This is a genomic window from Methylobacterium sp. Leaf111, assembly GCF_001423285.1.
Lineage (GTDB): Bacteria > Pseudomonadota > Alphaproteobacteria > Rhizobiales > Beijerinckiaceae > Methylobacterium.
The window spans coordinates 67,139-92,833 of sequence record NZ_LMNE01000007.1 but is presented as its reverse complement, the minus strand read 5'-3'; the positions used below and the strand labels follow the sequence as shown (position 1 = coordinate 92,833).

Sequence of the window (25,695 nt, the reverse complement as noted above, 5' to 3'; positions counted from 1 at the left end):
CCCCCCACCCCCCCCTGTTCCCAGGGGTCGATCCAGCCCGACGCGGCCCCTCCATGGATAGGGTGATTGCAGGGGAGGACGCGCCGCCATTCCGGGGCGCCGCAGGCGAGCCTTGACCCGAAGGGGCAGCGGCGTGCGATCCAGGGTCCAGGGTCGCCGCCCGTCGATGGTCCTGCACCACCTGTGTGTCTGGATCCCGAGCGGCGCGGCCCCGGGATGACGGGGGGTGCAAGCGGGTTTCCGGCACGACGAACCCCCGCCGGGACAATCGCCGTCGGAGCCCCCGGGAGCGATGACGGACCCCAACGGCCTCCGGGGCGGCGGGCCTATGGAGGCGGCCCCCCGCTTTCTTGAGGTCGCGCGGCGCTGCGTGTAGGTCGGGGACAGGCTCGACCCGGTTCGGACGGCCGCCAGGGACCCCATGCGCGTCTTCCTCACCGGCACGGCCGGCTTCATCGGCGACCCGTTCGCACGGCGCCTCCGCGACGCGGATCACGCGGTCGCGGGCTTGGCTGGCCTCCGCGACGATGACGACGTCGCCCTGGCGCGGGCGCGCCGCGCCGGCCGCGTCGGCGCACCCGGCGCGATCGCGGCGCTGCGGAGGCCTGCAGGGCGTCACCGTCTGTTCGCCTCCACCGGCCTGTTCGCCTCCACCGGCCCGGCCCAGGGCGGCCCAGCGCCCGGCCGGTCCCGCGAGACCGACCCCGTCGTAAGGCCGCGGACCCGCGACGCCGCCGCTGGCGGGGCCTGAATGCCCTCACCCGTCCCTCCGCATCCGCTCCGGCCGGCTGCGCCGCGATGCCTTCACAACCCACGAGCCCGATGACCCCCAGACCCCTCCTACCGCGGCACCGCCCCCGCTCCGGTCCGGCCCGCAGCCTGCCGGGGCGCCGGCCATGATGGCCCTGCGCTCCACCGCCCTGGCGGCGGCCGGACTCCTCGCCTTCCTGCTGTTCTGGGAAGCGATGCCGCGCCTCGGCCTGATCAACCCGGCCTTCCTGCCGCCGCCGAGCACGATCCCGGCCGCCTTCCTCAACGAGGTGCGCCTCGGCGTCTGGGGCGAGGCGGTGCTGTCGAGTTTGAGCCACTACGTGACCGGTCTCGCCGTCGGCGCGGGGGCGGGTATCGCCCTCGGCCTCCTCAGCGGCATGTTCCGCTGGTTCGAAGCCGCCACCGCCTGGATCGTGCGCCTGCTGCGTCCGATTCCCGGCCTGGCCTGGGTGCCGTTCGCCATCATCTGGTTCGGCGTCCAGCCGGAGGCCGCCGTCTTCATCATCGCCATCGGCGTGTTCTGGATCGTCTTCTTCGCGACGCAGGGGGCGGTGCGCGGCGTCGACCGCGACCTCGTCGAGGTGGCGCAGGCCTTCGGCTTCGGCTCGCCCTGGTCCCGGCTCACCAAGATCCTGCTCCCGGCCGCGACACCGGGCATCCTCGTCGGCCTGCGCACGGCGCTGGGCCAGGCCTGGATGGCGGTGGTGGCCGCCGAGATCTTCGGCGTGCCCGGCGTCGGCGCCCGGATGATGCAGGCCTCCAGCCTGCTCTCCACCGACATCGTCGTCGTCTACATGCTCACCATGGCCGCCCTCTACGGCCTGTTCGACACGGCCTTCGTCGCCCTCCAGGGGTGGCTCCTACGGTGGCGCGCCTGAGATGCCCGAATCGATCACGCCTGAGCCGATCATTTCCATCGCGGGCCTGAGCCTCGCCTACGCGCGCGCCGGCACCCGGACCGTCATCCTGGAGGACCTCGACCTCGACGTGGCCCGCGGCGAGTTCCTCGTCATCGTCGGCGAATCCGGGGTCGGCAAGTCCACCGTCCTGCGCGTGCTGATCGGCCTGGCCAAGCCGAGCTCGGGCACCGTGCGCCTCCGCGCCCGCCCCGACTGCCGCACGCCGATGGCCCTGGTCTTCCAGGATGCGCGGCTGCTGCCCTGGCGGCGGGTCGTCGCCAACGTCGCCTTCGGGCTCGAGGGCAGCGGCCTGTCCAAGGCCGAGCGCCTGGCCAAGGCGCAGGCGATGCTCGACCTCGTGGGCCTCGGCGACCTCGGCCAGCGCTGGCCGCACCAGCTCTCCGGCGGCCAGCGCCAGCGCGTCGCCATCGCCCGGGCGCTGGCCGTCGACCCGGACGTGCTCCTCATGGACGAGCCGTTCTCGGCGCTCGACAGCTTCACCCGCGAGGGCCTTCAGGACGAATTGCAGCGCATCCAGGCGGCGACGGGCAAGACCATCCTGTTCGTGACCCACGACATCGACGAGGCCGTGACCCTTGCCGACCGGGTCGTCGTGCTCGCCGGCAGCCCCGGCCGGCTGGCGGCCGAGATGCCCGTGACGGTGCCCCGGCCCCGCCGCCGCCGCGACGCCGCCCTGCAGGAGGCCGCCCGGCAATTGCGGATGGAGCTGTCGAACCGCTCGGCGGAGCTCTGAGGCGAAGGGTTACGGCCAGGAGCCTGGAAAGAAGCCCCGGGGCGGGATGCGAAAAGGGTCGCGGGCCCGGCCGTTGCCATCGCTCGCCCGGCGCTCTACCCCCCTGGGAGACACCCGTTCGCTTCGAGGACCAGGCCGATGCGCCGCCGCACCCGCTCGCTGATCGGCACGATCGTGATGCTGGCCTTCATCATCATCTACGCGCCGCTGGCCATGGCGCTGGCCGACAGCCGGATCTCCGAGACCCCGGCGGCCGTGCAGGCGGTGCTTTACGCCCTGCTGGGCATCGCCTGGATCTTCCCGCTGATGCCGCTCATCAGCTGGATGGGCAAGAACGACGCCGGGGATCGGGGCTGAGGGTGCCGGAACCGGGGAGAACCTCCGGACCGGCAAGAAAAAGGGCGGCCGGCGTCGGGTTTTCGCCGCACTCGGGCGCCAGACACGCGCCGTGTCATTCGTCAAAAGGCCGTCGTCCCGCTCAATGCCACGCCTGTGCACGCCCTCGCTTCTGCTCGGCCTCGCGATCCTGTCGGCCCTCCCCCTCCTGGCGGTACGTCCCGCGCAGGCGCAGGGGGCGCCCCGCTCGGTCTCCGACTGCGAGCGCCTGAAGAACGACCTCGCCTACAACCAGTGCCTCGCCCTGTTCGGCCCGGCCGCCAGGAACGTCGCCGGCGGCGTCTCCGCCGGCGCCGCCTCGGCCGAGGTCGCCAACGCGCTGGCGGCGATCCCCCAGAGCATCGCCGCGAGCGCCGCGGCGACGGGGGCGGCGATCGCCTCCATCGGCCATCGCACGCGGCGCGGCCGCCATGCCCGCCACGGCCGCCAGAGCGTCAGCTTCGCCATCGCGGGCGGCGAGAGCCGCGCCTCTCGCCGACACCGCCGCCGGCGCTGAGGGCTTCAGGCGACGTTGAGCCGGCGGCCCCGGTTCCAGGCCAGGAACGGCACCCCCGAGAGCAGGGCCGAGAGCGCGGCCTCCGTCTGGTGGTGCCCGTTCACCGAGACCCGCGGCAGCGCGTGCAGGTGATCCGCATGGGCGGCGAAGAGGTGGCCCGGCCGGGTCGTGACCGCCGTGGCGAAGCCGAGGTCCCGGGCGAGGGCGAAGTCGCGCGGGCCGGCTGAGGTCGGATCGCCCACCGGGTAGGACAGGTGCGTGACCGGGCGGCCGAGTTCGGCCGCGATCCGCGCCCGCCCCTCCGCGATCTCCCGGCGTGCGACGGCCTCGCCGTGCTTGGCCAGCATCGGGTGGCTGATCGTGTGGGCGCCGAAGGTGACGAGGGGGTCGCGGCCGAGATCCCGCAGCTCGGACCAGGACAGGCAGAGCCCGCCGGCCATGCGCCCCGGCGCCAGGCCGGCCTCGGCGCAGAGGGCGGCGATACCCGCAAGGAGCCGCGCCTCCGGGCCCGACCGCAGCCGGCGATAGACGGCCGCGAAGGCGGCGGATTTCTCGTGGGCGTCGCGGGCCGGCAGGTCGAGGCCCGCCTCCGGCACCCGGACCCGATCCAGGCGGCGGATCGCCTCTTCCAGTTCGAGCCACCACAGGCGCCCCTGTCCGCTCGCGAAGTCGCTGGTGACGAACAGCGTCCAGGGCGCCCCGTGCCGCCGCAGGATCGGGGCCGCGTGTTCGGCATTGTCGCGATAGCCGTCGTCGAAGGTGAGGACGACGAAGGGGCGCCCGCCCGCGGCGAGGCGCTCCGCCAGGGCGTCGAGGCCGAGGATTTCGAATCCCCGCCGGCGCACCAGCGCCAGGGTCCGGTCGAGGAAATCCGGGGTGATGGCCAGGAGCCCGTTGGGGTCGTAGGGCCCCGGGCGCCCGGGGCGGACGTGGTGGAAGGTCAGGATCAGCCCGCGCCCGCGCGCCACCGCCCCGAGCCAGAGGTCCGCCCGGCTCGCCGCGATGGCCCGGAAGCCGGCAGCGAACAGGCGGTGGCGTCGGCTCAAGGGGGGCGCCGGGGCGGCAGGGGGCTGCGTCGCGGACGTCTGGGTCGCGGGGGTCTCAGGAGCGGACATGGTGAATCCGTTTCGGCCTCGCCCCAGGGGACCACGCCAACCGGCAAGGTTTCGTTACCCACGCGCGCAGACAGCGGGAGCGTGGCGCCCCGGCGTCACCGCCGGGTTAAGGGCTGCGGGGTCAGGGTCGGCCCAGACGTCCGGCGGATCCCGATCCGCCGGTCACCCAGGATGATGGCAAGGATGATGGCATGGCCGTTCTCGCCCATGAACTGACCGGAGCCGGAGCGATGCGGGCACGGGTGCGGCCCCGCCTCGCCGCGGAGGTCTTCCACGATCTGGCCGCCGCCGAGGCCCTGTGGCGCGCCCTGGAGGCCGATCCAGCCGTGCTGGCCACGCCCTACCAGCGCTTCGACTGGGTCGCGGCCTTCGCCCGGACCGCGCCGGGCGCGGACCTGCGGATCGTGGTCCTGCGCGATGCGGCCGGGCGTCCCCGCGTGCTCCTCCCCCTCGTGGTCGCCCGCGAGGGCGGGGCGACCGTGGCCCGGGTGGTGGGCGCGAAGCACGCCAACTACCACATGCCGCTCTTCGCCTCGCGCGAGGCGGCGGCGATGCCCCCGGAGGACCTCGCCGAGGCCCTGCACCGGCTCGGCCGGGAGGCCGGGATCGACGTCTTCGCCCTCTCGCACCAGCCCCGCTTCTGGGACGGCGCGGCCAATCCCCTGCATCACCGGGCCGAGCCGGCCCCGAGCGACGGCTACGGGCTGATCCTCGGCCCCGATCCGGACGCGACGCTGAAGCGCGTCTTCAGCAGCGACGCCCGCAAGAAGCTCCGCGCCAAGGAGCGCAAGCTGGTGGAGGCCTTCGGGCCCGTGGCCTGCCGGCGCGCCGAGACCCCCGAGGAGACCGAGGCCTTTCTCGCCGCGTTCTACGCCCAGAAGGCCGCGCGCTTCGCCGCCATGGGTCTCGCCGACCCTTATGCCGATCCGGCGGTGCGCGACTTCCTCGCCCGGGCGGCCTCCCCGGCGGGCGGGTCGGTCCTCGAGGTGACGGCCCTCGTCGCCACCGAGACCGGCCGCATCTTCGCGGTCTTCGCCGGGGCGGTCGACGCCCAGCGCTACAGCGGCATGTTCACCGCCTTCGACGCCGACCCGGCCGTGAGCCGGTCGAGCCCCGGCGACATCCTGCTGCACCACCTCATCGGCGACCAGACGGCCCGGGGCCGCCGGACCTTCGACCTCGGCGTGGGCGAGGCCCGCTACAAGAGCAGCATCTGCGACGAGACCATCGAACTGGGCGAGGTCGCCCTGCCGGTGACCCTGCGCGGCCAGGCCTTCGCCCTCCGGACCGTCGCGGCCGCCCGCCTCAAGCGGCGCATCAAGCGCGACCCGCGCCTGATGGCCCTGGTGACGCGCCTGCGCCGGCGCCGGGCGGCGGCGGAGTAGCGGGGTCCCGCCGGACGCGCGGCACCGCCCCTCGCGGATGCGGGGGGCGGTGCCGGCGGGACGGACGCCCGGGTGGGCCGGTTCAGGCGGCCGAGAGGCGCAGGGGCATCGCCTCGTCGGCGAAGGCGGGCGCCTCGGGGGCCAGGGCCGCGGCGGCGTGGTCCTGGGCCACCAGGATCTGGGCGGCGCCGGAGGCCTCGGCCAGGGCGTAGAGGTCGAGGAGGTCGGCATCCTCGGGGTCGCGGTCCGAGGCGACGATCGCCGTATCCATCAGGCTGCCCGCCACCGCCAAGATGTCGCGGGCGGTGCGGGCCTGCGGCGTGCCGAGGCGGCACACCACCCAGTCATAGGCCTGGGCCAGGGCGTCGAGGGTGATCGCCAGGGCCTGCGGCTCCTCGGCCAGGATGGCCGCGTCCACGAAGCCCCGCGGGATCGCATGCAGGCGCGAGCCGGGGATCGACTGGATCACGTCGAGGAAGGCGGCCTCGCCCGCCACCAGGTCGGTGAGGCCCACCTCGTCCGCACCGCAGGCGGGGCCGTTGAGATCGAGCACCACGACGCTCGCGCCGGCCGCGAGGCTGCTGCCGAGGCTGACGGCAAGGCCCGCCTCCAGCCGCCTGGCCGGCACGGCCTCGATCACCAGGACCGCGCGGCCCGCGCCGGACCGGGCCGGGCCCGCGCCGGTGCGCAGGCGGGCGATGAGCGGGTCGAGGGCGTAGGCGCCCGCGTCGGCGGGGGCCGGGACGGAGGTCCGGGCGGAGGTCGCGGCGGCCTCGGCCGCCTCGGTCCGTGCCGGGGCGAGGGTCGGCCGGGCAGGCGCCGCCTCGGCCGTCGGGGCCGCGCCTTCGGCCACCGGCGGGGCCGCCCCGGAGCCGCCGGCCTGCGCCGTGGCGGCGGCACCCGGCCGCGCGAGGGCGAGGGAGGCTTCGGGGAAGGCGAAGGGCTGGCGGCCATAGGCGGGGCGCTCGGCCTCCCCCTCGGAGTCCGCCTCGTGCCGCCGGCGGCGGCCCGGGCCGTCGGGGTCGCCGAGGAGGTGGTGGGCGATCACGCCGCCCATGGAGAACAGCAGGCCGAGCACCGCCGCCAGGAGGACGATCGGCAGCTTCTTGGGGAAGGACGGCGTCTCCGGCGTGATGGCGCGCGAGACCACGCGGGCATCGGCCGGGGCCGCGCTCTCGGCGTCGCGGGCCGAGGCCTCGCGGTAGCGGGCGAGGTAGGATTCGAGCTGCTCGCGCTGGGCCTTGGCCTCGCGCTCCAGGGCGCGCAGCTGGACCTCGCTGGAATTGCCCTTCGAGACCACGTCGCGCTGGGCGTCGACGGCGGCGTTCAGGCTCTCGACCCGGGCCTCGGCGATGCGGGCATCGTTCTCCAGGGTGCGGACCACGCGCTCGGCCGTGGCCTTGATCTGGGCGTCGAGGTCGGAGATCTGCGCGGTCAGTTCCTTGATGCGCGGGTGGGCGGACAGGAGGGTCCGGGATTCCAGGGCGAGCTGGTTGCGCAGGGTGATGCGCTGCTCGACGGTGCGCCGGATGATCTCATTGTTGGCGACATCCGGGATCTCGAAGGCGCGGCCGTCCTTGATCATCTCCTTGATCAGCTTGGCGCGGCCGGCGAGGTCGGCCTTGGCGGTGCGGGCCTGGGAGAGCTGGGTCGAGAGCTCGCCGAGCTGCTGGGCGCCGAGGGGCTGGCCGCCGGCCCCCCCGGTGGCGATCAGGCCATGGCTCGCGCGATAGGTCTCGACCTTGGCCTCGGCCTCGGCCACGCGGGTGCGCAGGGTCTCGATGTTGCCGCCGAGCCAGGTCGAGGCGTAGCGGGCGGTGTCGGTCTTGGCCGCGTCGAGGGAGGCGATGTAGAGCTCGGCGATGGTGTTGGCCGCCTGGGCCGCGAGGTGCGGGTCCTTCGAGCGGAACTCCACCGTGAGGATGCGCGACTTGCCGGCCGGGTAGACGGTCAGGCGGTCGAAGTAGGTCTCCAGCATCCGCTCCTCGGGCGGACGCTCCATCGGGTTCTTGGCCAGCCCGATCATCATCAGGGCGCGCTGGAGCGGGCCGAAGCCGGCGACGCCGGGGTCGAACTCCGCATTGCCGGCGAGCGACAGCCGGCGGATCGCCTCGCGGGCGAGATCGCGCGACATCACCACCTGCACCTGGCTCGCCACCGCCTGCTCGTCGATGGGCTGGGGCTGCTCGCCGCGCTCCTGGGCGGTGCGGGTGTAGGGCGTGTCGCGGCTCTCCAGCAGGATCTTCGCCTCGCCGGTGTAGCGCGGCGAGACCACCTGCACGAAGGCGATGGCGCCGATGGTGGCCAGGGCGGTCGGGATGACGATCCAGCGCCAGGACCGGCGCAGAACGCCTGCGAGCTGCGACAGCCCCAGGCCCTCGCTTCCGGCGGGGGACGCATCGCGCGTGGGCTCGAACAGCGAAGAGCGGGGCATGGCTCGATCTTTACGCAAGGCAAGGGCGTCGACCACGGAGCGGCCGGCTTTCCACGACTAGACCGGTTTAAGGTTGACCGGACGTTAAGAGCCGTGCGTTTCCTGCACCCCGATGCGGGACGTCAGTGTTCGTTAACCATATCGGCTTAGGGCTGGGTTCGAATTCTCCTCACGACGGCAGTAGTGATGAACCGGCGATCACTCCTCTTAGCTCTCACGTCGAGCCTGGCGCTCGGCGGCTGCCTGCGCCCGGATTTCCGGACCGATCAGCTCGACGCGACGGGCACCGGCTCCATCGGTGCCCGCTACACCCTCTCCGCCGGGGACCGCCTCCGGGTCATCGTCTTCGGCCAGGACAACCTCTCGAACATCTACGCGGTCGACGGGGCCGGCAACATCGCCATGCCCCTCATCGGTCTCGTGAAGGTCGGCGGCCAGCCCACCAGCCAGGCGGCGCGGACCATCGAGGCCAAGCTCTCGGCCGGATTCGTCCGCGAGCCCCACGTCACCGTGGAGGTGGACGCCTACCGGCCGTTCTACATCCTCGGCGAAGTCACGACCTCGGGCCAGTATCCCTACGTCAACGGCATGGCCGTGGAGACCGCGGTGGCGATCGCCGCCGGCTTCGGGCCCCGCGCCGCCCGCGACTACGCGGTTCTCACCCGCGAGGGCCGGGACGGCCTCGTCTCCGGCATCGTGCCGATGACTTACCCGGTACGCCCCGGTGACACCATCGTGATCAAGGAGCGCTTCTTCTAGGAGCCCCTCGTCCCGGCCGTGGCCGGATGCGGACGATGCCCTCGCGGCGGTTAGGACTCGCCTAACTGAACCGAGAATTATTCCGCTGGTCCGGGCCTTCGCCCGACTCGGCGCGGGTCCCGCCTTAACGGTCCACGCACCGGTCGTGCGCCAAGGTCTCGCGACGGACGAGCGGCCCGGCCGCTCGCGCTACGGTGCGTGGAGCAGCTGTCGTGAACGCGTTCCCCCTCGGTTCGACCGGTGCCAGCGACCCGGGCGCGGCGCTCAGCGCCGCCTCGGGCGGCCTCCCCGCCCAGCGCATCCTGCACGTGTTCCGCGCGCCCGTGGGCGGCCTGTTCCGCCACGTGGTCGATCTCGCCCGCCTGCAGGCCTCGGCGGGCCATCAGGTCGGCATCGTCTGCGACGCCTCCACCGGCGGCGAGCGCGCCGCCCAGGCCCTGGCCGAGCTCGCGCCCAGCCTCGCCCTCGGCATCACCCGCCTGCCGATGCGGCGCAACCCGCATCCCTCCGACCTCGCGGCGCTCCGCACCATCGCCCGGCGCGCCGCGGCGGTGGGGGCCACCGTCCTGCACGGGCACGGGGCCAAGGGCGGCGTCTACGCCCGCCTGGCCGTGGTGCCCGGCCCCGCGCCGATCCGCGCCTACACGCCCCACGGGGGCAGCTACAATTACAAGCCCGGCACCCTGCGCCATCGGTTCTACATGGGCCTCGAGCGCCTGATGGGCCTGCGCACCGACGTGTTCCTGTTCGAGAGCGAGTACGTCGCCGGGCGGCACCGGGCCCATGCGGGGGACCCGCGCCGCATCACCCGCATCGTCCACAACGGGATCAGCGAGGCCGAATTCGCCCCGATCGTGCCGGCCGCGGACCGGGTCGACCTCGTCTATATCGGCGAGTTGCGCGACGCCAAGGGCGTGCCCTTCCTCCTCGACGCCCTCCTGCGCCTACGCGCCGCGGGCCGTCCCCTGCGGCTGCTGATGGTGGGCTCCGGCCCCGATTCCGCCATCCTGTCCGACCGCGTGGTGGCGATGGGCCTCGGCGAGGCGGTGTCCTTCGAGCCGCCGCAGGCGATCCGCCCGGTGCTGGCCCGGGGGCGGCTCATGGTGGTGCCCTCGCTCGCCGAATCCCTCCCCTACGTGGTGCTGGAGGCGGCCGCCGCCTGCCAGCCCCTCGTCGCCACCAATGTCGGGGGCATCCCGGAAATCTTCGGGGCCGCGGCCTCCGACCTGGTGCCGCCCCGCGACGGGCAGGCCCTGGCCCAGGCCATCGCGCGGGTCCTCGACGAGGATCCCGAGGCCTCCCGGCAGCGCTTCGAGACCCTGGCGGCCTCGGTTCGGGCCCGCTTCTCCATGACCCGCATGGGCTCCGACGTGCTCTCCGGCTACGCCGCGGCCCTGCGCGCCCGGATGCCCGGTGCGGGCCACGCCGTCGCGCCCACGGCCCCGTGACGCCCGCCCTTCCGTCCCGATCCGACCCGCAACCCCGCTCCCCGTTTCCAAGACGCGTGCCCGAGCCCGGAAGTCAGCCATGAGCGCCTTCGATGTCCGTGACCTGCTGGATGCCGCGGGCCGCTTCGGACCCCAGTCCGAGGGGGGGGCGGCCACGGCGCTGCCGCCCGCCGAGGCGCGGATGCGCCCGGCCGCCCCGAAGCTGCTGTCGCCGGTGGTGCTGGCCGGCTGCGTCCGGATCGCGGAGTTCGCCCTCGTGGCGATTCTCGGGATCGTGATCCAGCGCCTGCAGCTCGCCGGGATCGTGCCGCTGTCGCCCCGCTACCTCGCCGCCACCCTCGGCCTCGCCGCCCTGGCCGTCTGCCTGCTCCAGGCCGTGGGGGCCTACCGCATGGCGGCCTTCCGCACCCTGCGCGGCTCCGCGCTGCGGCTGGTGGGCGCCTGGTCGCTGGCCTTCCTCCTGGCGGCCACCGCCATGGTGTTCACCAAGATCGCCGACCACTATTCCCGGGTCTGGATGGCCAGCGTCTTCGTCGCCGGCCTCGCCGCCCTCCTGACCGGCCGCCTCGCCCTGGCGCGGTTCATCACGGCCCGGAAGCAGCGCGGCCATTTCGACCGCCGCACCGCCATCGTCGGCGGCGGCCCCGTCGCCGAGGACCTGATCCGCGCCCTCGACGCGGAAGCGGAGTCCGGCGTGCGCATCGTCGGCGTGTTCGACGACCGCGGCGACATGCGCTCCGACACGGTGGTGGCCGGCTACCCGAAGCTCGGCACCGTGAGCGACCTCGTCGCCTATGCCCGCACCACGCGCCTCGACCTGATCATCTTCACGATCCCGATCGCCGCCGAGGACCGCATCCTGCAGATGCTGGCCAAGCTCTGGGTCCTGCCGATCGACATCCGGCTCTCGGCCCAGGCCTCGAAGCTGCGCCTGCGCCCGCGGGCCTATTCCTATCTCGGCGCGGTGCCGGTGCTCGACATCTTCGACAAGCCGATGGCCGACTGGGACATCGTCGCCAAGAGCATCTTCGACCGGGTGGTCGGCTGCGCGATGCTGGTGGTCCTGGCGCCCGTGATGCTGGCGGTCGCCCTGGCGGTGCGCCTCGGTTCGCCCGGGCCGGTGCTGTTCCGGCAGAAGCGCTACGGCTTCAACAACGAGCTGATCGAGGTCTACAAGTTCCGCTCGATGTACGTGAACCAGAGCGATGCCGGCGCGGCCCGGCTGGTCACGCGGGACGACCCGCGCGTGACCCCGGTGGGCCGGTTCATCCGCAAGACCTCGCTCGACGAACTGCCGCAGCTGTTCAACGTCATCAAGGGCGAGCTCTCCCTCGTCGGTCCCCGGCCGCACGCCCTCCAGGCCAAGGCCGCCAACACCCTCTACGACCAGGTGGTGGACGGCTACTTCGCCCGCCACAAGGTCAAGCCCGGCATCACCGGCTGGGCCCAGGTCAACGGCTGGCGCGGCGAGACCGACACCAGCGACAAGATCCAGAAGCGCGTCGAGCACGACCTGCACTACATCGAGAACTGGTCGATCCTGTTCGACGTGAAGATCATGCTGGCAACCCCGATCTCGCTGTTCCGGACCCGGAACGCGTACTGAGTCGACGGGCCCGCCGCCCCCGGAACGCGACAAGGGCCGCCCCCCGGGAGGGGGCGGCCCTTGTGCCGTTCGCGGGATCGAGGCTGCGAGGGCCTACGGCAGGGCGCCGGCCTTCTTCTTGGCCTCGGTCATCGTGTCCTCGCAGCCCTTCATGTCACCGGCCTTGTCTTGGGCGCGCGCCTTCTTGATCAGGTCGCGGGCCTCGGAGACGCCACCGGCGCTGGCCGTGGTGGACGGGTCGGTCGGCTTTCCCTTGGGGGCGTGATCGAGGGCCTTGTCCGAGTGCGAGGAGGTCGGGCCGCCGGGCGGCTCCTTGCCCGTGACCTGCTCGGCGCCGGCGCTGTCGAGGCGGCGCTCGATCGTGGCGATCTGCTCCGAGCAGGACGAGGCGACGGCGGGTCCGGCCGCGCCGAGCAGGATGAGGGCGGCGGGCAGGACGGTGGTGATCCGCATGGATGGGCTCTCCGGGTGGGTCGGCCGCCCCGCGGGCAGCCTTACTTCATCAGGGTCGCCAGAGAGACGCCTGCGGGCGAAGAGAGTTCCTTCGCGTCGATGGTCCCCTCGGCATCCGGGTCTGCGGCTTTGAAGCGCGCCGCCACCACGGCGAGGTATTCCTTCTTGTCGAGGGTGCCGTCGCTGTCCGGATCGGCGGCCTTCAGCTCGGCGGGGGTCAGGAGGCCGTTCAGCTCCTTGGCGTCGAGGGTGCCGTCCTTGTCGGGGTCGAGCATGTCGAACTTCTTGGAGGCGGCGGCCTGCGCCTCGGCGAGGTCGATGGTGCCGTCCTTGTCCGGATCGAAGGCCGAGACGTCGGCCGCGACGGCAGGAGCGGCGCCGAGCAGGACGGCGAGGAGGGTGACGGCGGACAGGCGGGACGACATCTCTGAATACTCCGAAGATCATCGGGAAGAACTGTCAGGTACTTCCCCGAGAAGGACATGACGGGGGCGAGTCGGCCCGAGTCATGGCGAGTCGAGTCGACGACTCAACTTGCCATCTGGTAGAAGAATCAGGAGAATCCGGCAACCCCTGCGGGGATGTTTTGAACTCATGCCTGGGTCGAAGCGGCAAAATCGCTGGATCGTGAGGTCAGGGTGGGGTTTCAGGGGTGAGTTCGGACGGACCAAAAACGAACGGCGCAGCCGCGAGGCTGCGCCGTTCGTCTTGTCAGGCGGAAGATCTGCATTCGGGCCCGGCCTGGTCTTGCCGGGGCGCCGTGCGCAGGGACCGCGCGCTTCGGGGGAGGCCCCCGAAGCGACGCGTCGGTCTACCAGGTCACCCGGACGCCGCCATAGGCCGAGAGCGGCTGCACCAGGGTCGTGGTGCGCGGATCGTTGATCACGAAGTTGCCCGCGACCGCGCCGGTCTCGGCGAAGGTGCCGAAATTGGCGTAGCGGTTGTTGAACAGGTTGGTGACCAGGGCGAAGACCTGCACGTTCTGGGTGACCTGGATGCTCGTGTTCAGGTTGGCGGTGAAGTAGGGCGGCAGCTTGCGGTTGATGTTCGACTCGTCGCCCCGGTAGTAGGACGAAGAGAAGGCCGACAGGTTCATGCCGAAGGTCCAGATCGGGGTGATCAGGTAGTTGAACCCGGCCTTGAACTGGTGGTTCGGGATCAGCGGCACGTTGTTGCCGCGGCGCACGTTGATCAGGCCGTCATCCGCCAACGGGTTGTTGGGCGAGGACAGTTCGCCCTCGAACTGGAAGGTGGCGTCGATGAGCGCGTAGTTGCCGTAGAGGCTCAGGCGCTCGCCGACATACTCGCCCGAGACCTCGATGCCCTGGCGCTGGGTGGCCGGCACGTTGACGAAGTAGCCGCGGGCGGCGTTGCCCGGCACCGCGACCTGCAGGATGTCGTTGCGCAGGTCCGTGCGGAAGGCGCCGATCTTGTAGTTGAACAGGCCGTTCTCGTAGAAGTTCGGCACGGTGCCGCGGAAACCAACCTCGTAGGTCTGGCCGGTGACCTGCTTGAGCGGCGGATCGGCCACGAGCGAGTTCGGCAGCAGGCAGGGCCGGTCGGGATTGGCGCAGGCGAGCTCGAGGGGCGTCGGGGCGCGGTTCGACTCGGAGTAGCCGCCGTAGAGGTTCAGCCAGGGGAAGAACCGGTAGGTGGCGCCCACGACCGGGTTCACCTTGGTGAAGTAGTGCGTGCCCGTCACGTCCGGGGAGAAGCCGGTCTGGTCCTGGGTCGAGATCCGGGCGAAGTTGAGCCGGGCGCCGGCGGTGAGCGACAGGGCGTCGGTGACGTCGAAGGTGTCGAGGGCGTAGAGGCCCATGTAGAGGTTCGAGCCGGTGACGTTGCTGGGCGCGATGCCGAGGGCCGCCGCCGTGCGGATCGCCTCGGTGCCGAGGCCCGGGATGGTGCCGTAGTTCGGGTTCAGCGGATCGGTGGTGACGCTGAGATCCGGGTTGATCACGCCGAGCGTGCTCGAGGACTTGTAGGAGTAGTTGGCCGCATCGATGCTGCCGCCGACCACGAAGGTGTTGTTGTGGCCGAAGACCTGGTCGCGGTTGGTGGCCTGCAGCGTTCCGCCGTAGCCGACCGCCTCGGTGCGGATGGTGTCGAGGGTGCCGTAGGGGACGCCCGTGGTGAACGGGATGCGCTGGCCCTGGCGCCCGACGATCGTGAACTGGTCGCGAAAGGCCCGGTCGCTCAGGGCGCCGCGCTCGAAACCGTCATCCTCGAAGCAGAGGAAGCCGCGGTTGCTGGAGCGGGTGCTGCACTGCTCGAAATTGCCGTCGTTGCCGTCGATCACGAACTGGCTCAGGCGGCGCACGTAGGCGTTGCCCTGGAGGTCCCAGGTCGGCGAGACCACGACCTTGCCGGTGACCTGGATCTGGCCCTGCTCGGTGGAGATCGTCTGGGGCGAGGTGAAGATCGCCCGCTCGTTGACGTGGGTGAAGTCCACCGGCGTGGCGGCGGCGGCGCCGAAGAAGGTCTTGGCGCCCGAGGCGATGATGTGGAACTCGGAATCCAGGGTCTTGTGGCCGAGATCGGCGTAGACGCGGCCGATCTCCGAGGGCGACCGGAAGCGCCAGCCGCCGTCGCGCAGGCCCTCGCCGGCGAAGTAGAAGCTCCAGGGTCCGATGACCTCGCCGTATTGCAGGGAGCCGCTGATGCGACCGTCGGAGCCGCCGCTGACGGTGACCTCCTTGCCCTGCCAGGTGAAGCCGTTCTTCATCTCGATGTTGACGGCGCCGCCCAGGGCGTTGAGGCCGAAGACGGGGTTGCCGGTGACGATGTCGATCCGGTTGATCGCCACCGAGGGGATCAGATCCCAGTTCACCACGTCGCCGAAGGCTTCGTTGATGCGCACGCCGTTCTGGTAGACGGCGAGGCCCTGCGGGGCGCCCTGCAGCGGCGAGGCGTCGAAGCCCCGATAGGTCAGGGTCTGGCGGAAGCTGTTGCCCTGCCCGTCCGACAGGTTCACGCCCGGCGTCTTGCGCGCGAGGGTGAAGGTCGGGTCGAGGGTCGCCCGGTCCTGGGCGAAGTCGGCCGCCGTGACGGTCTCGACCGTGTTGGGGATTCTGTAGAGCGAGACGCCGCCGCCGCCGCCCGTGGCGCTCACCGGCGTGGTCGCCACCACGTCGAGTTCGCTCAGCGTCACCGCCTGCTGCCCACCCGCCGGCGCGACGCCCTGGGCGCAGACCGCGCCCGGGATCAGTGCCACCGACAGCAACAGGCTGCCGCGCAAGGTCCGCTTCATCATCCCCAGCCCCTCGGTCGTCTTGGTGTCCCTGCCCCTTGTCCGGGGCTTCGGTCACACCTTTGAGAGGATCCAGGATGAAGAACAATCGTGCGGCGGGCCGTTTCCGTGGATTTGCGACGCCAAAGCTTGCTTGGCCGTCCGGCGTGGCGTCGCGGACACAATTTCGGGCCTGATTTCAAGGCCTTAAGGACGTTTCAGCAAGGCACCCGGGATAAACTGGCAATGGCGACCGCAAGGGTGCTGGCCGGGGCCGGCCCCCTGCCCTCAAAGGCGCGCCTGGATTCGCCGGGCGATCTCGCCGAGGCGCTGTTCCAGCAGGGTCGGGACCTCGCAGACATAGGTCAGGGACTGGCTGCGCTCCTGGAAGATGCGCCGGTCCCAGGTGAACTTGGTCTCCAGCTCGGAGGCGTCCTTGGGGATGTCGCGGGCGTCCTGGGCGCTCGGACCGTCCTTGGTGGCGCTGATCTGATCGGCCTCGTCGCGGATGCGCTCGGCCATGCGGCGCTGCCCCTGGGCGTAGCGGCCGATGCCCGAGATCACCTTGTTGCGCTCGCCGTTGATGACCTCGAACACGCCGGCGAAGACGCGGGTCAGGCGCTTGTCCTTCTCGGGGCCGACCTTGGCGGCGAAGGCGTCGAGGAGCGGGTCGACCTCGTCGAGGGCGGTGCGCCGCGAGGCGATCTTCTGGGCGAGCGCCGCCGCTTCGAAATCGTCGCCCCAGGCGCCGGCGGCCTCGAGGTCCGGCCCGGTCCAGACCGTACCGGGGCTGAGGGTCGAGACCTTGCGCTGGACGCAGGGCCAGTCGGGATCGCCCTTGGGCTGGGCCAGGGCCGTTCCGGCCCCGAGGGCGAGGGCGGCGAGGCTCATCAGGGTACGGGCGGACATCGTGCGAACGGTCATCAGGAATTGTCTCCGGCCGGGCCGCCGCGCCGGGCCATGATGCCACGGCCGGGATCGTAGGCCACGACGGCGAGGGTGAAGAAGGCGAGGGTGGTGCCCACGACCACTGCGCAGGCGACCGGCTCGAACTGCCCGTAGAGGGCGAAGCGCACGAGCTGCACGGCGTGGGAGAAGGGGTTTGCCTGACAGATCCAGTACAGGGTCTCGGAGGATTCGCGGATGCGCCAGAGCGGGTAAAGCGCCGAGGAGGCGAAGAACATCGGGAAGATCACGAAGTTCATCACGCTGGCGAAGTTCTCCAGCTGCTTGACCATGGAGGAGAGCAGCAGGCCGATGGCGCCGAGCATCAGTCCCGAGGCGATGAAGGCCGGCAGCGCCGCCACGTAGCCGATGGCCGGGATGTCGAGCTCCCAGAACCACGCGATGGCCAGGAAGGCGTAGGCCTGCACCACCGAGACGGTGACGCCGGCGATCAGCTTGGCCAGCAGCAGCAGCCAGCGCGGATAGGGGCTGGTGAGCAGCACCTTCATCGAGCCGACCTCGCGGTCGTAGACCATCGAGAGGGAGGATTGCATGCCGTTGAAGAGCTGGATCATCACGGCGAGGCCCGGCACCACGTAGACCTCGTAGAGCACGTAGGTCTGGTAGGGCGGCTCGATCGAGACGCCGAGCGTGTTGCGAAAGCCCGCCGCGAAGATGAACAGCCAGACCAGGGGGCGCACGAGCGCCGAGAAGAAGCGCTCCTTCTGGTTGAAGAAGCGCAGCAGCTCGCGCCGCACGATGCCGCCGAGGCAGATCAGGTAGCCGACCGCGTCGAGGCGCCCGAGATGGGGCACGGGCGTCTCGGCCTGTGCCGAGACGGCCGGATGGGGGGGCGTGCGCTCGATCGTGCTCATGCGGCCTGCCGGGCGGGTTCGGCGACGAGGCGGCGGAAGGCCGCCTCCAGGGTCTCGTCGCCCCGGGCGATGGAGCCGGCGGTGCCGCGCGCCACGATGCGGCCCTTGTGCAGCACCACCGCGTCGTCGCCCGCGTCGATCTCCTCGAAGATGTGGGTGGCCCAGAGCACCGACAATCCCTCCTCGCGCACCAGGGCGCGCACGATGGCGACGATGTCGGCGCGCGATTCGAGATCGAGGCCGACGGTGGGCTCGTCGAGGAGCAGCAGCCGGGGCTCGTGCACCAGGGAGCGGGCGATCTCGATGCGGCGGGACTGGCCGCCGGACAGGGTGCGGACCTTGTCGTCCCGCCTGTCGCGCAGCCCGACGCGGGCGAGCAGGCTCTCGATCCGCGCCTTGGCGGCCTTGCGGGTGATGCCGTGCAGGCTGGCGTGGTAGAGCAGGTTCTGCGCGACGGTGAGGTCGGTGTCGAGGGTGCGGGCCTGGAACACCACGCCGAGGCGGGCCAGCGCCCGGCTCGGCTCCCGGTCGAGGGCATGGCCCAGGATCGAGACCTGGCCGTCTTGGTTCGCGTAGAGCCGGGTGATCACCGAGAACAGGGTGGTCTTGCCCGCCCCGTTCGGCCCGAGCAGGGCGGTGAAGTGCCCGCGGGGCACGCTGAGGGAGACGTCGGACAGGGCCGCCCGCGTGCCGAAGCGGTGGCTGACATGGGCGACCTCGAGGGCGGGGCTTGCGCTCACGGCTTCAAGGCCCGCCGGGCGTCGCCGACCGCGTCGAGGCACTCGTCGAACTCGCCCTCCCCCAACTCGCGCTCGGCCACCCGCAGGGCCTTGTTGAGCTTGGGCTGGGCCGCCTCCGGGGCGGGCTTGGCGAGTTCGGCCTTGATCATCGCGATGCCCTCCACGCAGGCGGCCTTGTCGTCCGCGTGGGCGGCGACGCTCCCGAGGACGAGGACGAGGAGGACGGAGAAGGCAAGAACCGGGGGCGCGCGCATCAACAGGGGTCCTACTTCACGATGAACTTGCCGGTCATGCCCTTGGATTCGAGGCCATGGACCGACCAGGGATACTCCCCGGGCCGGATGGCCACGAACTCGATCGCGATCTCGCCCGGATCGTCGAATTCGAAGTGGTCCGGCGGGCCGCTGCCGTGGATCTCCAGGTGCTGGATGACGATCTGGTTGAACCAGATGTTGCGGAAGAACTCGGTGGCGTAGAACTTGTACTCCTGCCGGCCCTTGGCGACGATCCGCAGGCGGTAGGCCTTGCCGGATTCAAGCTCGATCTCCTTGTTCTCCACGACGAAGTCGTTGCCCTCCTCGTTGCCGAAGACGAGATCGGGCAGGTTCTGGCGCTTCTTCGTCAGGTCGAGGGCCCCGGCCGGACCGGTGGCGAGACACGCCGCCAGGGCGAGGGCGGCAAGCTGCATCGTTCGCGTCATTCGTTGTCCTCCCGTTGGCCGCCCGAGGGCGGTGCCGCCTTGGAGCGGTCGTCGTTTTCGATCTCACGGAGCTCTCCTCCCCTGTGGGGAGGCGTTGGAGGTGGGGCTGGGTGACCCTCAGGCCCCCGGGGCCAGCGGCACCACCCCCACTCCCAACCTCTCCCCACAAGGGGGAGAGGGACGCGTCTAGCTGCCGGAAACGCGGATGAGCCAATCCGGAAGCCTTCCTGAGGGGCGCGTGCCTAGTTCGGCGAGACCGCGACCCCCCAGGGCAGAAGCCCCACGGGGATGCTCTTCACCACCTTCTCGGCCGCCACGTCCACCACCGAGATGTCGTTCGAGGAGCCGTTGGTGGAGAACAGCAGCTTCTGGTCCGGCGTGAAGGCGAGCTGCCAGACGCGCTGGCCCACGGGCAGGTACTTCTCCACCGCGTAGGTCTTGGCGTCGATCACCGCGATGCGGTTGGCCGGGCCGAGCGCCACGAAAGCCTTGGTGCCGTCCTTGGTGATGCGGATGCCGACGGGCTGGATCGCTTCGTCGTTCACGCTCGGGATCTTGAAGGTGATCTTCTTGATCACCCGGCGGGCGGCGACGTCGATGACGCTGATGGTGCCGCCGACCTCGGCCGAGACCCAGAGATACTTCCCGTCCGCCGTGAACTCGGCGAAGCGCGGGCGGGCATCGACCAGCACGTTGTCGATCACCGCGAAGGTCGTGGTGTCGATGAAGTGCGCCATGTTGGTGGTCTCGGAGGTGTTCACCAGGATCTTGCCGTCCGGCGACAGGCCCATGCCCTCCGGCTCGACACCCACCGGCACCTCGGCCAGGACCTTGTTCTTCTCGACGTCGATGACGGTGACCTGGCTGTCGTCCTCGTTGGCGACGTAGAGCAGGTTGCCCTGGGGGCCGAGGATGAACTGCTCCGGATCGGGGCCGGAGCGCAGCGAGCGCACCACCTTGCCGGTGCTGGTGTCGAGCACGTCGATGCGGTCGTCGTCGCTGGCGCAGACGAAGAGTTCCTTGCCGTCCTTGCTGGTGGTGACGCCGCGCGGACGCCGGCCGACCTTCCAGGTGCCGGTCACCGCCATCGTCTCGGTGTCGATGACGCTGACGGAGTTGCCCTTCTCGTTGGTGACGTAGACCGTATAGGCCTGCGCCGGCGACACGCCGGCGAGCGACAGGCCCGCCAACGACGGGCCGGCCAGCAAGGCCAGGCCCAGTACCGTACCGGGCGCGCCTGCCCTGAAGCCGCGGCTCATGGGGTTCCTCCTCTGGGCCATCGCTGTGTCGTGCGCGATTGATCGGGCGTTACTATAGTGCAGCCCCGTCTCACGGGGAGCGCGGGACTGCAAGCGGGCACAGGACCGCGTTGCCGCAGGCGGTCGCGGATCGGCCGGGGCCTCCCGCGAACGTGAGGGCTCAATCCGCGAACTTGCAGGTGGTTTCCGGCAGGTCGATGCCGAGGGTGTCGAGCGGCGTGCGCTGGTGGGTGAAGCCCTGCTCGGGCGCCACCGAGACCAGGGCCTTGGGCTGCACCACGATGAGGGGCTGGCGCAGCTGGTGGTCCCAGGGGCGGTAGGTCAGGGAGACGCCCTTGTAGGCCGGCAGGCTGAAGGTCGGCTCGGCGAAATAGGGGGCCAGCACCGCCGGATCGGCGGTCTTCTTCTGAGTCGCCGCCTCGCCCACCGAGCGCACCGCCGCCCAGGCCTGGTAATCGAGGGGCCGCATCAGCCGGCCGCTCTGGCGCCGGAACCGGTTCTGGGCCTGGGCCGCCCCCCAGGTCTCCAGCATCGGGTGCCAGGTGGTGGCGATCAGCCCCTGCGTGCCGGCCACCGGGCGCGGGTCCACGGTGCGGAACGGAACGTAGTCGCCCCAGTCGCCGGCCTCGTCGGCCACCACGGCGAGGTCGTAGTCCACCCCCCGCGTGAAGACCATCGCCTCGGAGCGGGTCGGCGTGTCGCCCCGCGCCTTGGCGAGCGGCCCGAAGGTCCAGGGCTTCTCGGCGTTGATCTTGAGGGCGAACTTCCGGGCCGAGTTCTTGAACGCTTCGGCATAGAGCCGGTCGTTCTCCTGCGGCCCGACGATGAGGAACATCTTGCGCCAGCGCATCAGGGTGAAGAACTGCGCGAGGGCGTCGGTCTGCATCGCCCGGCTGGGGATGACGTGGAAGACGTTGCGCCGGCAATCGGCCCCGCGCAGGCGATCGTCGGGCGCCGCGATGTTGAAGACCGTGACGCCCTGCCCCTTGAGCGCGTCGGCGACGGCGAGCACCTCGTCCGCCGGCAGCGCCACGACGAGGTAGCGGATGCCCCGCCCCGCGAGGTCGCGGGCCGCCGCCACGGCCTTCTGGCCGCCGTCGCTGCCCGAGCCGGGCTCCAGGGCGACCTCGTCCAGCCGGTAGGTCTGCTTGGTGAAGCGGCCGGTGTTGTTGTTGTCCTTCACCGCCATCCGGGCGCCGGCCACGCCCTCGTCCTCCGGCACGGCCTCCGCGTCGTAGGACGAAGGCGCCACCTCCGGCCGGTAGATGAACCCGATCGCGGTCTCGCTCGGGACGATCGCGGGCGCGGCCACGGATCCCTGGGCCGCGGTTTCCTTGGCAACGGGTTCCTGGGCCCGTGCGGCCGGGACGCCGGTGAAGCCGAGGCCGAAGAGGCCGAGGGCGAGCGGGGCGAGGAGGATGCGGGCAGGATTGTGCATGTGGTCGGCAGGCTAACAACATTGCGGACCCGCGCTCAATCGCGGATTGATAAGGGCTTTCTAAGGGCTTCGACCCGGCCCCTCGGGAAGGTGCGGGATCGAGCCCCGGCCGCGTGCGACAAGGGGGCGCCCGTCCGTTTCGCGGCCGTTTCATACTGCGCCCTCAATCGCGCGGAACCGCAAATCGTGCGGAACGGATGGCGCGGGCGGGATCGCGGACCGTGCCGGCGCGTTTCCCGATTCCCGTCGCTTCCGGCGTCCTGCGGAGAGTTCTCCCCATGGTCCTGTCTTCCAGGGTCCAGTCTTCCATGATCCGGTCTTGCACGGATCGGTCTTCGGTGCCGTCCCCGGCCCGCTCCCGCCTGGGATGGGCCCTTGCCGTCGTGACGGCGGCCGGTGCCCTCGCCGCTCCGGCGCAGGCCGCTCCGGAGAAGGCCGCCATCTTCGGCGTCGAATTGTTCGATCCCGGCGTGGTCGGCGGCCGCAAGGCCCGGCCCGACGAGGTCCGGCGCCTCGGGCTGGTCACCGACGAGTTGCGCAAGGCGCTCGGGGACAGCGTCGAGCCGGTCGACGTGGCGCCCCAGGCCGCCGAGATCGCCAAGCAGGCGCCGCTCTACAAGTGCGACGGCTGCGCCGCCGCCATCGCCAAGACCCTCGGGGCCGACCTCGCGGTCAGCGGCTACGTCGAGAAGGGGTCCAACCAGATCTTCAACCTCACCGTCACCATCGCGGAATCGGCCACCGGCAAGGTCATCCGCGGCGGCCGCGTGGTGATCCGCGCCGACACCGACGACACCTGGGCCCATGCCATGCGCTGGGTGGTGAAGAATCGCATCCTGGCCGAGCCGCTCCCGAACCGGTCGTGATCGGGCAAGCTTTCGACGCCGGGGGGTTTCCCTTCCTCCGGTCCATGCGCTAGGCCCCGTTCCGGCCGGAAGCTCCCGCTCGAGGCCGAACCTGCCCCGGCCGCGCCGTCACGGGTGCGGCGCTTCCCGACCCGGGCGTCGTCGTTGGTCCATCCCGAGCAACCGAAACCCGCGCTGATGTCCTCGTCCCGCGCCTGCCCCCCCTTCGCTTCCGACGCGTCCGTGCCGCGCCTCCTCGTGAGCGTGCGGGACGCGGACGAGGCCGTCCTGGCCGCCCGCGCGGGCGCCGACCTCGTCGATGCCAAGGACCCCGACCGCGGGGCGCTCGGCGCCCTCCCGCCCGACCGCGTCCGCGCCATCGTGGCGCGGGTCGCGGGCGAAGCGCGCACCAGCGCGGTGGCGGGCGAGCCGGACCGGCCGGCCCTGCGCCCCTGCATCGACGCCATGGCGGCGACCGGCGTCGGCTTCGTGAAGGTGGCGGTGCGGGCCGCGTGGTCGGACGACGATCTCGCCGAGGCCGCCGGCGCCGCGCCGGGCCGCCTGATCGCGGTGCTGTTCGCCGAGGCGGGCGGCGCCCTCGACCTCGTGCCGCGCCTGGCGCGCGCCGGATTCGTCGGAGCCATGATCGACACCGCCGCCAAGGATGGCCGCCGCCTCACCGACCACCTAGTTCTGCCGGCCCTGGCGGCCTTCACCCGGACCTGCCGGGCGCACGGCCTGGTCTCGGGCCTCGCCGGCTCCCTGGCGCTCGCCGACATCGCCATCCTGGCCCCCCTCGGGGCGGGCTATCTCGGGTTTCGCGGCGGCCTCTGCGCGGCAAGCGACCGCAGGGGCGGTCTCGATCCCGCCCGGGTGGCGGAGGCGGTGCGCCTCCTGCGCGGCCAGTCCCGGCGGGACGCCGCCTGATGGGCGCGGGCACCGCCCCGACCGTGGTGAAGATCGGCGGCAGCCTCGTCGCCGATGCCCGCCGCCTGCGGGCGCAGCTCGTGCGCCTCGCCGACGGCGAACTCGGCCCCTGCCTCCTCGTGCCCGGGGGCGGCCCCTTCGCCGACGCGGTGCGGACGACGCAGAGCGCGCTGGGCTTTCCCGACGCCCTCGCCCATCGCCTCGCCCTCGACGCCATGGGTCACATGGCCGAGATTGTTTCGGAATTGGAGCCGCGTCTCGTCGTCGCCCGCGACCTCGCGGCCATCGCGGACGCCCTCGCGGCCGGGCGGGTCCCGGTCTGGGACCCCGTCGCCCTCAAGGCCGGGCATCCCGACATTCCGGAAACCTGGGAGGTCACCTCCGACAGCCTCGCGCTCTGGCTCGCCGGCGCCGTAGGGGCGCCGCTCTGCCTCCTGGTGAAGGCGGTCGACCGCCCCTTGCGCACCCGCTGGACCGACCTCGCCCGGATGGGTCTGGTCGATGCGGCCTTCCCGGCCTTCGCCGAACGCTATCCCGGGCGCATCGAGATCCTCGGCCCCGGCACGGACCTGCGGAGGGCCGCCGCATGAGCACCCCGACGCCATCCGGACCGGTCCCGCCGGCGCAGGGCTCGCCCGAGCACCTCGTCTTCATCACCGGCCGCATGGCCAAGGCGCGCCTGGAGAAGGTCGCCGCCACGCTGCCGCCGGAGCGCTACGCCTGGAGCATCGCCGATGCGGGCGTGAAGGTCGCCGCCCTGATGACGGAGGAGATCATCCGCCGCCGGGTGACGATTCCCGAGGGCGCCACCCGCATCGTCCTGCCCGGGCGCTGCCGGGCCAATCCGGAGGCGCTGGCCGCGCATTTCGGCCTGCCGGTGGAGCGCGGCCCCGACGAGATCGTCGACCTGCCGGCCTATCTGGGACTCGCCGGGCGCCAGGTGGACCTGTCGCGTCACGACCTGCGCATCTTCTCCGAGATCGTCGACGCCTCGAAGATGACGCCCGAGCAGATCCTGGCCAAGGGCCTCGACCTCGCCCGGCGCGGGGCCGACGTGATCGACCTCGGCGGCCTGCCCGATACCGACTTCCCGCATCTTGAGGATTGCGTTCGGCTGCTGAAGGGCGCCGGACTGAAGGTGAGCGTCGATTCGTTCTCCCTCGACGAGCTGACGCGCGGGGCCCGGGCGGGAGCCGACTACCTGCTCAGCCTCAACGAGCAGACCCTGGATCTGGCCTTCGAGACCGACGCCGTGCCGGTGCTGGTGCCGGTGCGGCCCGACGACCTGCCCTCCCTCGACCGGGCCATCGAACGCATGGAGAAGGCCGGGCGGCCCTACATGGCCGACCCGATCCTGGAGCCGATCCATTTCGGCTTCGTCGAGTCGATCACCCGCTACCACGAGACCCGGCGGCGCTGGCCCGGCATCGAGATGATGATGGGCACCGGCAACCTCACCGAGCTGACCGAGGCCGACAGCCTCGGCGTCACCGCCCTGCTGGTGGGCATGTGTTCGGAGCTCGCCATCCGCAACGTGCTCATCGTCCAGGTCTCGAACCACACCCGCCGCACGGTGGAGGAGCACGACGCCGCCCGACGGGTGATGTTCGCGGCCCGTGCCGATTCGGCCCTGCCCAAGGGCTATGGCCGGAGCCTGCTGGCGCTCCACGACAAGCGGCCCTATGTGCAGACCCCGGACGAGATCGCGATGCAGGCGGCCGAGGTGAAGGACCCGAACTACCGCATCGCCGTGGCCGAGGACGGCATCCACGTGTTCAACCGCGACGTCCACGCGATCGGCACCGACGCGATGGCGTTCTTCCCCGACCTCCAGAGAACCGGCGACCTGGCGAGCGACGGCGCCCACGCCTTCTATCTCGGCGGAGAGCTGACCAAGGCCGAGACCGCCTGGCGGCTGGGCAAGCGCTACGTGCAGGACGAGGCCCTGGCCTGGGGCGCGGCCGCCGATGCCGAGGTGGAGGACACCACCGCCTTCAAGAAGGCCGGGCACACGAAGCATTCCGGGCCGTCCGCCGCCGAGACGGCCGCCCGCGACGCGACCCCGGTCGAGGCCGGCGCGGCCTCGCCGGAAACCACCGGGCCGGATCGGACGCCGGCCGCCGACGCGGTGTCGGAGACGCCCCCGGACGCGGACGCGCGCATCGTCTGCGGCAAGCTCGTGCCGGCGGGCGAGCGCGTGCCGGCGGGCGAGGCCTGATCC

The 25,695-nt window shown here is 71.7% G+C and carries 25 protein-coding genes; 13 read left to right on the top strand and 12 right to left on the bottom strand.

The genetic code is table 11. The features are described from left to right. Window positions 1-421: 421 nt before the first annotated feature. The 5 genes from ASF41_RS07775 to ASF41_RS07755 all read left to right on the top strand — a co-directional run bounded on the left by ASF41_RS07775 (window position 422) and on the right by ASF41_RS07755 (window position 3,316). Window positions 422-751 carry a hypothetical protein gene (locus ASF41_RS07775; RefSeq protein WP_056492123.1) on the top strand — a complete coding sequence of 110 codons (330 nt, stop codon included), beginning with the start codon at window positions 422-424 and terminating at the stop codon, window positions 749-751. Between the two features lie 145 nt (window positions 752-896). Then, window positions 897-1,649 (top strand): ABC transporter permease, encoded by a 753-nt coding sequence (locus ASF41_RS07770; protein ID WP_056220386.1) that lies wholly within the window; start codon window positions 897-899, stop codon window positions 1,647-1,649. Between the two features lies 1 nt (window position 1,650). Beyond that, window positions 1,651-2,424 carry an ABC transporter ATP-binding protein gene (locus ASF41_RS07765; RefSeq protein WP_056220383.1) on the top strand — a complete coding sequence of 258 codons (774 nt, stop codon included), beginning with the start codon at window positions 1,651-1,653 and terminating at the stop codon, window positions 2,422-2,424. A gap of 138 nt (window positions 2,425-2,562) precedes the next feature. Next, window positions 2,563-2,781: a DUF2842 domain-containing protein gene (locus ASF41_RS07760; protein WP_056220380.1), complete on the top strand. Its 219-nt coding sequence runs from the start codon at window positions 2,563-2,565 to the stop codon at window positions 2,779-2,781. 124 nt (window positions 2,782-2,905) lie between these two features. After that, on the top strand, window positions 2,906-3,316 hold the full coding sequence (locus ASF41_RS07755; RefSeq protein ID WP_056220377.1) for a hypothetical protein: 411 nt from the start codon (window positions 2,906-2,908) through the stop codon (window positions 3,314-3,316). Between the two features lie 5 nt (window positions 3,317-3,321). Here the strand turns inward: ASF41_RS07755 and ASF41_RS07750 are convergent, their stop codons facing one another. After that, complete coding sequence (locus tag ASF41_RS07750) at window positions 3,322-4,431, bottom strand: polysaccharide deacetylase family protein (RefSeq protein WP_082504164.1); 1,110 nt, start codon at window positions 4,429-4,431, stop codon at window positions 3,322-3,324. A gap of 191 nt (window positions 4,432-4,622) precedes the next feature. Between ASF41_RS07750 and ASF41_RS07745 the strand changes: the two genes are divergently transcribed. Then, window positions 4,623-5,816 carry a GNAT family N-acetyltransferase gene (locus ASF41_RS07745; protein ID WP_056270665.1) on the top strand — a complete coding sequence of 398 codons (1,194 nt, stop codon included), beginning with the start codon at window positions 4,623-4,625 and terminating at the stop codon, window positions 5,814-5,816. A gap of 82 nt (window positions 5,817-5,898) precedes the next feature. Here the strand turns inward: ASF41_RS07745 and ASF41_RS07740 are convergent, their stop codons facing one another. Further along, window positions 5,899-8,250 carry an exopolysaccharide transport family protein gene (locus ASF41_RS07740; protein ID WP_056220367.1) on the bottom strand — a complete coding sequence of 784 codons (2,352 nt, stop codon included), beginning with the start codon at window positions 8,248-8,250 and terminating at the stop codon, window positions 5,899-5,901. A 186-nt stretch (window positions 8,251-8,436) separates the two neighbouring features. On the opposite strand from ASF41_RS07740, the gene ASF41_RS07735 reads away from it, so the two are divergent. The 3 genes from ASF41_RS07735 to ASF41_RS07725 all read left to right on the top strand — a co-directional run bounded on the left by ASF41_RS07735 (window position 8,437) and on the right by ASF41_RS07725 (window position 12,063). Further along, on the top strand, window positions 8,437-9,009 hold the full coding sequence (locus tag ASF41_RS07735) for a polysaccharide biosynthesis/export family protein (RefSeq protein WP_056220364.1): 573 nt from the start codon (window positions 8,437-8,439) through the stop codon (window positions 9,007-9,009). A gap of 212 nt (window positions 9,010-9,221) precedes the next feature. Next, the gene (locus ASF41_RS07730) at window positions 9,222-10,457 is read left to right on the top strand and encodes a glycosyltransferase family 4 protein (RefSeq protein WP_200917471.1); all 1,236 of its coding nucleotides are present in this window, start codon (window positions 9,222-9,224) and stop codon (window positions 10,455-10,457) included. A gap of 79 nt (window positions 10,458-10,536) precedes the next feature. Next, on the top strand, window positions 10,537-12,063 hold the full coding sequence (locus tag ASF41_RS07725) for an undecaprenyl-phosphate glucose phosphotransferase (protein WP_056492119.1): 1,527 nt from the start codon (window positions 10,537-10,539) through the stop codon (window positions 12,061-12,063). Window positions 12,064-12,156: 93 nt separating this feature from the next. Here the strand turns inward: ASF41_RS07725 and ASF41_RS07720 are convergent, their stop codons facing one another. From ASF41_RS07720 to ASF41_RS07675, 10 genes are all read right to left on the bottom strand, one after another. After that, the gene (locus tag ASF41_RS07720) at window positions 12,157-12,516 is read right to left on the bottom strand and encodes a hypothetical protein (RefSeq protein WP_056270660.1); all 360 of its coding nucleotides are present in this window, start codon (window positions 12,514-12,516) and stop codon (window positions 12,157-12,159) included. A gap of 41 nt (window positions 12,517-12,557) precedes the next feature. Then, window positions 12,558-12,941 (bottom strand): calcium-binding protein, encoded by a 384-nt coding sequence (locus ASF41_RS07715; RefSeq protein WP_056492115.1) that lies wholly within the window; start codon window positions 12,939-12,941, stop codon window positions 12,558-12,560. Window positions 12,942-13,327: 386 nt separating this feature from the next. After that, entirely contained in the window at window positions 13,328-15,769 is a 2,442-nt protein-coding gene (locus tag ASF41_RS07710) for a TonB-dependent receptor (protein ID WP_056220349.1), read from the bottom strand. A gap of 264 nt (window positions 15,770-16,033) precedes the next feature. After that, window positions 16,034-16,669, bottom strand: a complete 636-nt coding sequence (locus tag ASF41_RS07705) for a hypothetical protein (RefSeq protein ID WP_056382773.1) — start codon at window positions 16,667-16,669, stop codon at window positions 16,034-16,036. Beyond that, a complete protein-coding gene (locus ASF41_RS07700; RefSeq protein ID WP_056270653.1) occupies window positions 16,669-17,565 on the bottom strand; it encodes an ABC transporter permease in 897 nt (298 codons plus the stop codon). Before ASF41_RS07700 ends, ASF41_RS07705 begins: the two co-directional genes overlap by 1 nt. Further along, a complete protein-coding gene (locus ASF41_RS07695; RefSeq protein ID WP_056348639.1) occupies window positions 17,562-18,305 on the bottom strand; it encodes an ABC transporter ATP-binding protein in 744 nt (247 codons plus the stop codon). Before ASF41_RS07695 ends, ASF41_RS07700 begins: the two co-directional genes overlap by 4 nt. Next, the gene (locus ASF41_RS07690; protein ID WP_056220342.1) at window positions 18,302-18,559 is read right to left on the bottom strand and encodes a hypothetical protein; all 258 of its coding nucleotides are present in this window, start codon (window positions 18,557-18,559) and stop codon (window positions 18,302-18,304) included. Before ASF41_RS07690 ends, ASF41_RS07695 begins: the two co-directional genes overlap by 4 nt. Window positions 18,560-18,570: 11 nt before the next feature. Next, on the bottom strand, window positions 18,571-19,005 hold the full coding sequence (locus ASF41_RS07685) for a hypothetical protein (RefSeq protein ID WP_056492111.1): 435 nt from the start codon (window positions 19,003-19,005) through the stop codon (window positions 18,571-18,573). 242 nt (window positions 19,006-19,247) lie between these two features. Next, entirely contained in the window at window positions 19,248-20,264 is a 1,017-nt protein-coding gene (locus ASF41_RS07680) for a YVTN family beta-propeller repeat protein (protein WP_056220338.1), read from the bottom strand. Between the two features lie 160 nt (window positions 20,265-20,424). Beyond that, the gene (locus ASF41_RS07675; protein ID WP_056270643.1) at window positions 20,425-21,702 is read right to left on the bottom strand and encodes an ABC transporter substrate-binding protein; all 1,278 of its coding nucleotides are present in this window, start codon (window positions 21,700-21,702) and stop codon (window positions 20,425-20,427) included. A 338-nt stretch (window positions 21,703-22,040) separates the two neighbouring features. Between ASF41_RS07675 and ASF41_RS07670 the strand changes: the two genes are divergently transcribed. The 4 genes from ASF41_RS07670 (at window position 22,041) to ASF41_RS07655 (ending at window position 25,692) form a co-directional block, all read left to right on the top strand. Next, window positions 22,041-22,568, top strand: a complete 528-nt coding sequence (locus ASF41_RS07670) for a DUF3280 domain-containing protein (RefSeq protein WP_407067264.1) — start codon at window positions 22,041-22,043, stop codon at window positions 22,566-22,568. Window positions 22,569-22,745: 177 nt separating this feature from the next. Next, the gene (locus ASF41_RS07665; RefSeq protein WP_056492109.1) at window positions 22,746-23,474 is read left to right on the top strand and encodes a (5-formylfuran-3-yl)methyl phosphate synthase; all 729 of its coding nucleotides are present in this window, start codon (window positions 22,746-22,748) and stop codon (window positions 23,472-23,474) included. Further along, window positions 23,474-24,064: a uridylate kinase gene (locus ASF41_RS07660; RefSeq protein WP_056492106.1), complete on the top strand. Its 591-nt coding sequence runs from the start codon at window positions 23,474-23,476 to the stop codon at window positions 24,062-24,064. The genes ASF41_RS07665 and ASF41_RS07660 overlap by 1 nt, the downstream gene beginning before the upstream one ends. Further along, window positions 24,061-25,692 (top strand): DUF6513 domain-containing protein, encoded by a 1,632-nt coding sequence (locus ASF41_RS07655; protein ID WP_056270631.1) that lies wholly within the window; start codon window positions 24,061-24,063, stop codon window positions 25,690-25,692. Before ASF41_RS07660 ends, ASF41_RS07655 begins: the two co-directional genes overlap by 4 nt. The last annotated feature ends 3 nt before the right edge of the window (window positions 25,693-25,695 follow it).

Coding starts and splice junctions, on each gene's coding strand:
- ASF41_RS07775 (WP_056492123.1), top strand. CDS start 422: ATGCGCGTCTTCCTCACCGGCACGGCCGGCTTCATCGGCGACCCGTTC.
- ASF41_RS07700 (WP_056270653.1), bottom strand. CDS start 17,565: ATGAGCACGATCGAGCGCACGCCCCCCCATCCGGCCGTCTCGGCACAG.
- ASF41_RS07655 (WP_056270631.1), top strand. CDS start 24,061: ATGAGCACCCCGACGCCATCCGGACCGGTCCCGCCGGCGCAGGGCTCG.
- ASF41_RS07710 (WP_056220349.1), bottom strand. CDS start 15,769: ATGATGAAGCGGACCTTGCGCGGCAGCCTGTTGCTGTCGGTGGCACTG.
- ASF41_RS07680 (WP_056220338.1), bottom strand. CDS start 20,264: ATGAGCCGCGGCTTCAGGGCAGGCGCGCCCGGTACGGTACTGGGCCTG.
- ASF41_RS07690 (WP_056220342.1), bottom strand. CDS start 18,559: ATGCGCGCGCCCCCGGTTCTTGCCTTCTCCGTCCTCCTCGTCCTCGTC.
- ASF41_RS07740 (WP_056220367.1), bottom strand. CDS start 8,250: ATGCCCCGCTCTTCGCTGTTCGAGCCCACGCGCGATGCGTCCCCCGCC.
- ASF41_RS07770 (WP_056220386.1), top strand. CDS start 897: ATGATGGCCCTGCGCTCCACCGCCCTGGCGGCGGCCGGACTCCTCGCC.
- ASF41_RS07765 (WP_056220383.1), top strand. CDS start 1,651: ATGCCCGAATCGATCACGCCTGAGCCGATCATTTCCATCGCGGGCCTG.
- ASF41_RS07745 (WP_056270665.1), top strand. CDS start 4,623: ATGGCCGTTCTCGCCCATGAACTGACCGGAGCCGGAGCGATGCGGGCA.
- ASF41_RS07760 (WP_056220380.1), top strand. CDS start 2,563: ATGCGCCGCCGCACCCGCTCGCTGATCGGCACGATCGTGATGCTGGCC.
- ASF41_RS07705 (WP_056382773.1), bottom strand. CDS start 16,669: ATGACCGTTCGCACGATGTCCGCCCGTACCCTGATGAGCCTCGCCGCC.
- ASF41_RS07720 (WP_056270660.1), bottom strand. CDS start 12,516: ATGCGGATCACCACCGTCCTGCCCGCCGCCCTCATCCTGCTCGGCGCG.
- ASF41_RS07725 (WP_056492119.1), top strand. CDS start 10,537: ATGAGCGCCTTCGATGTCCGTGACCTGCTGGATGCCGCGGGCCGCTTC.
- ASF41_RS07660 (WP_056492106.1), top strand. CDS start 23,474: ATGGGCGCGGGCACCGCCCCGACCGTGGTGAAGATCGGCGGCAGCCTC.
- ASF41_RS07665 (WP_056492109.1), top strand. CDS start 22,746: ATGTCCTCGTCCCGCGCCTGCCCCCCCTTCGCTTCCGACGCGTCCGTG.
- ASF41_RS07755 (WP_056220377.1), top strand. CDS start 2,906: ATGCCACGCCTGTGCACGCCCTCGCTTCTGCTCGGCCTCGCGATCCTG.
- ASF41_RS07750 (WP_082504164.1), bottom strand. CDS start 4,431: ATGTCCGCTCCTGAGACCCCCGCGACCCAGACGTCCGCGACGCAGCCC.
- ASF41_RS07675 (WP_056270643.1), bottom strand. CDS start 21,702: ATGCACAATCCTGCCCGCATCCTCCTCGCCCCGCTCGCCCTCGGCCTC.
- ASF41_RS07685 (WP_056492111.1), bottom strand. CDS start 19,005: ATGACGCGAACGATGCAGCTTGCCGCCCTCGCCCTGGCGGCGTGTCTC.
- ASF41_RS07735 (WP_056220364.1), top strand. CDS start 8,437: ATGAACCGGCGATCACTCCTCTTAGCTCTCACGTCGAGCCTGGCGCTC.
- ASF41_RS07715 (WP_056492115.1), bottom strand. CDS start 12,941: ATGTCGTCCCGCCTGTCCGCCGTCACCCTCCTCGCCGTCCTGCTCGGC.